Origin of the sequence: Mesorhizobium sp. M7A.F.Ca.CA.002.09.1.1 (assembly GCF_003998555.1) — a bacterium.
Classification (GTDB): Bacteria; Pseudomonadota; Alphaproteobacteria; order Rhizobiales; family Rhizobiaceae; genus Mesorhizobium; species Mesorhizobium ciceri.
Genome location: NZ_RZRR01000563.1, coordinates 1 through 3,795, shown reverse-complemented (window position 1 = coordinate 3,795; position 3,795 = coordinate 1). Strand labels below are relative to the sequence as shown.

General features: G+C 57.6%; 2 protein-coding genes and 1 pseudogene. 1 reads left to right on the top strand and 2 read right to left on the bottom strand.

All coding sequences use genetic code 11. From position 1 onward, the window contains the following. Both EN994_RS22010 and EN994_RS22005 read right to left on the bottom strand, forming a co-directional pair. Positions 1–654 (bottom strand): annotated as a pseudogene (locus EN994_RS22010) (radical SAM protein); the annotation flags it as partial. Between the two features lie 464 nt (positions 655–1,118). Next, positions 1,119–1,475: a hypothetical protein gene (locus EN994_RS22005; RefSeq protein WP_024505577.1), complete on the bottom strand. Its 357-nt coding sequence runs from the start codon at positions 1,473–1,475 to the stop codon at positions 1,119–1,121. A gap of 681 nt (positions 1,476–2,156) precedes the next feature. Between EN994_RS22005 and EN994_RS22000 the strand changes: the two genes are divergently transcribed. Continuing rightward, complete coding sequence (locus tag EN994_RS22000; protein WP_063169258.1) at positions 2,157–3,296, top strand: porin; 1,140 nt, start codon at positions 2,157–2,159, stop codon at positions 3,294–3,296. Positions 3,297–3,795: the final 499 nt, after the last annotated feature.

Genomic DNA, 3,795 nt, shown 5'->3' with positions numbered 1-3,795 from the left:
ATGCAGGACTGCACAGTCTGTTTCGGTAGACCGAAGATGAGGTCGAAGTTGATATGGCCAACGCCATGCCGGCGGAGATTTTGGACTGCAGCGGCCGTCTGCACCTTACTCTGGATCCGATTGATCGCCTTTGCACATCGGGATCAAAGCTCTGCATCCGATGCTCGCGCGGTTGACACCGTTAGCTGCCAGGGCTTCGGCCATTTCCGGTGTGAACGTTCGGGGATCGATCTCCACGGCGATCGCAGCAGTTTTGCTGAAAGCGAAGTGGCGGCGTAGAAATTCCATCAGCGCCAAGTGCTCGGCTGGCCCGATAAGGTGAGGCGTTCCGCCGCCGAAATGCACATCGCTCACCGGCAGCCCTTGCCGCACTTGCTCCGACACCAAACTGATCTCCTGACGCAGCACCGCTAAATAATTAAGGATCGGGCCGTTGCGACGGATGACCGCGGTAGGGAAGCCGCAATACCAGCACATGGATCGGCAAAACGGAATGTGGAAATAGAGCGACACCGATTCGTCGGCCGGGAGGCCCCCCAGCCATTCCTCATAATCGTCAGCACCAACTGCCGCAGAGAAGTCTGGCACAGTCGGATAGATGGTATACCAAGGCGGCCGGGGGTCCCGGTACTTTGTCAGGATTGAGGTGTGCAAGGAGCTGTCATCCCACGTCGCTCATCCATCATTCTTTCGTTGCGCGCTCGTCCTGGTCTCTGACCTAAGTCAGTGCGTCCCGCTTATGTCGCAGTCTCGTTTGGACAGGATGGGGTCAACCACGCCGGGGAGCGCGCGTGCCATGGTTGCGCCTGAGGTGATGGTGCGGTGCCGCATTCAACGTCTGAGTACGTGACGCCAGTGCAGTGTGCTTGAGGCGTCTGCGGAAGAACTTTGCAATGCGAAATTCATGTCCGACGCAACGGACCTGTCAAGCCTCGTTCAGACGCCATCCAGGTCCAGCCAGCGGCCTTCCCTGCCGGCCGAAAAACCATACCGGCTTTAGCCACCGAGACGCTCTAAAGCTGACGTCGGCTCATTTGATGAAAGGAGGACGCCGCTAGGGGGTGCACAAGGTTCCCCGGCTTGACGTCGCTTCGAGCGAAGAGCGGTGTGGCTTGTCGTCAAGCGCCGGGCAGCGTGCCCCCTACCGATATCCCGAAAAGATCGACCAAGATGGCCATGCCGACGCCACACGCGGTCTGGATGAGGCCGACCATGAAAATGCGATTGGCGCGTTCGTAGATGGGGCGCCGCAAGGAACTCATGTCGAGCAGCATGGACAGCGCTCTCATCTGCAGTGCGATGCCGAGCAGGATCGGCACTACGGCGAACAGATCGTAGAGTTGCCATGGCAAGGGGTTCGCGGCCCAATGAGTGAGGAAGCCGAGGGAAAAGGCAAGCAGGATACCCACGGCAGTGATTGTGCCGTTGCGGAAAATGGTCTCGATCGGTTCTTCCTTCGGATCGTGCTCGTCCAAGCGGCTTCCTTTCGTTGCTCTTTCCGTCGAGACTAAGTTCTCGAGAATACTGTTCATCGCCAATTACTCGAGGCGAGCCGTAGGCAGCCGTTTCAGGGTGCGCTCCCTCTCGCTTCCGGCCGCGCAATGTACCTGCACGGCGAACTTACAGCGGCGAAAAGGTGCTGCGGCCACCATGCGACGCCTCGGACGTGCACGCCCTCTGTTCCTGGCGCAGCCCTTGCGGAGCGTACGCGCAGTGATCCTTCTCGGTAGCGGATGGCGCGGCCTCCGTTGCGGTCAGACGGGAAGCCGTCGCTGTTAAACGAGACTGTCACATATCGAACATGGCGAACCGTGTCGCACATTTCTTTTCGCAGTGACCCTCAAAAAAAGTGATTCCAGCGAGACGAAGGCGCGTCGGCCCGATTTTGGTGTCGGCCGCATCTACGCTTCAGGTTGGCATGTCGCTTGCTGCTCTATTCGGAGAGCTGCAGCGGTCCGACCGGAGTGTTTCACATGTAAACGATAATGAATCTCCTAGCAGAAAACACTATTATAAGTACATGTGGCTTTTACGCTGGCTCACCTCTCGTGTCAAGCGCTTTGGCGTCCACATATTGGAGACAACACGCACAAAATTTAGAGGAAAAGCTTGCTCTTTCGCCTCTATCCTTTTTATTCCTTCATGGAGATCTAGACATGTACATCAAGAGTCCTCTTCTCGGCTTAACTGCTCTGATGACCATTTCCGTCGGTCGAGCAGCTGGCGCCGAGCGGGAACCGGCCGAGTACATCAAGATCTGCGACGTCCTCGGCTCGGGATATTCCTATATTCCCAACACCGAGACCTGCCTGCGCATCGGCGGCTATGTCCGTTACGATATCGGCCTGGGTGACGTCCGATCGTATGACAGCGCAAGAACCTCGGACGTGAGAACTGGCGAGGACCAAGGCACTTGGCGAAACAGCACACGCTTCACGTTCAAAACTTGGACCGGCCAGCAGACCGAGCTCGGCGCGTTGACGACCTATACCGAAACCCAGGTGAATTTTGGCAACAGCGCTAACTCGCATGACAGTCCTCAGAACTATGATTTCAACAGCGGCCTCGCACTGGCTTCTGCCTGGGTCGAGCTGGGAGGCCTGCGAGTTGGCAAGGAGGGGTCGGCCTTCGATACGTTTGCAAGCTACGCTGGCAACGTTCTCGATAGTATGCTCGTTCCGTCGGCCGGCTTCGACACCAACGTGGCTCAGTACCACTTCGACGCCGGCAACGGCATTTCGACTGTGATTTCGCTCGAACAAGGATCGGGCTCAGCCGGTACTATCGACAGCTATATTCCGCACGTTGTCGCCGGCTTGAAATACACGCAAGGCTGGGGCTCGATCATCGGCGTCGCGGCTTATGACAGCAATTACGAAGCTTTTGCCGGCAAGATCCGCGTCGACGTCGCTGTCACAAACCAGCTGTCGCTGTTTGGACTCTTCGGCTACGGTTCCAATGCCAGTCTCAACGAGGACTCAAACGGCGCAATTGCCAATCATGGGCGCGGCTCGTACAAAATCTGGAACGGCCAGTGGGCTTTCTGGGCGGGCGCCACCTACGAGTTTGACGAGAAAACTTCGTTCAACCTTCAGGTCTCGGGTGATCAGCTCAAGGATGCTGGTGTGGCTGCAAACGTCGCCTACATGGTCGTTCCCGGCTTCACGGTCACAGCCGAGGTCGATTACGACCACTACGGCAACTCTGGCCTCGGCCCTGCCGAGCCTACCGCCGTCAAGGGCACGAGCAAGCCGAACAGCGTCGGCGGCATTCTCCGCTTACAAGGCTCATTTTGAAATCTCTCCAGTCGCGAGCATGGCAAAGGCACTTGCCTCGACAACGCACGCATGGAGAGCTTCGTTCGCCATCTTGAAGTCTGCATCGACCGTCCACGGCCCATCGTACCAACTAGAAACTGAAAGTTATGAGCCCTGTGTACTACACCTAGCCCTTGACCTGCCCGATGAACCGGCCAGGGGCCGTCAGTTCAAATTCGGGGCCGTTTAGAGGGCAGTGTGAGGCCGTGTTAGGTAAGCGCCACTGCAATGTCGAGGCCGCGACACGCCTGTCGCTTTGGACGGCTGGAATTGCCCTTCGCGGCGCCATTCATTCTCTCAACATTTACGTGATAATGCACGCTGAGTCCGAGCCGCGTGGCAGCACCCATCCTAGGTGTGAGCTTTCGAGAGGTTGTCCATTCGGACCGGACCGAGGAGACTGGAGTTACCACGCTTCAGCATCCATCGGAGGGTCCGAATGAACATCCACAAGAATGCCCGTCTCACACCGCTGCGT

What these genes read in the sequence shown, in the direction of transcription:
- EN994_RS22000 (WP_063169258.1), top strand. Translation starts at nt 2,157, where the DNA reads ATGTACATCAAGAGTCCTCTTCTCGGCTTAACTGCTCTGATGACCATT.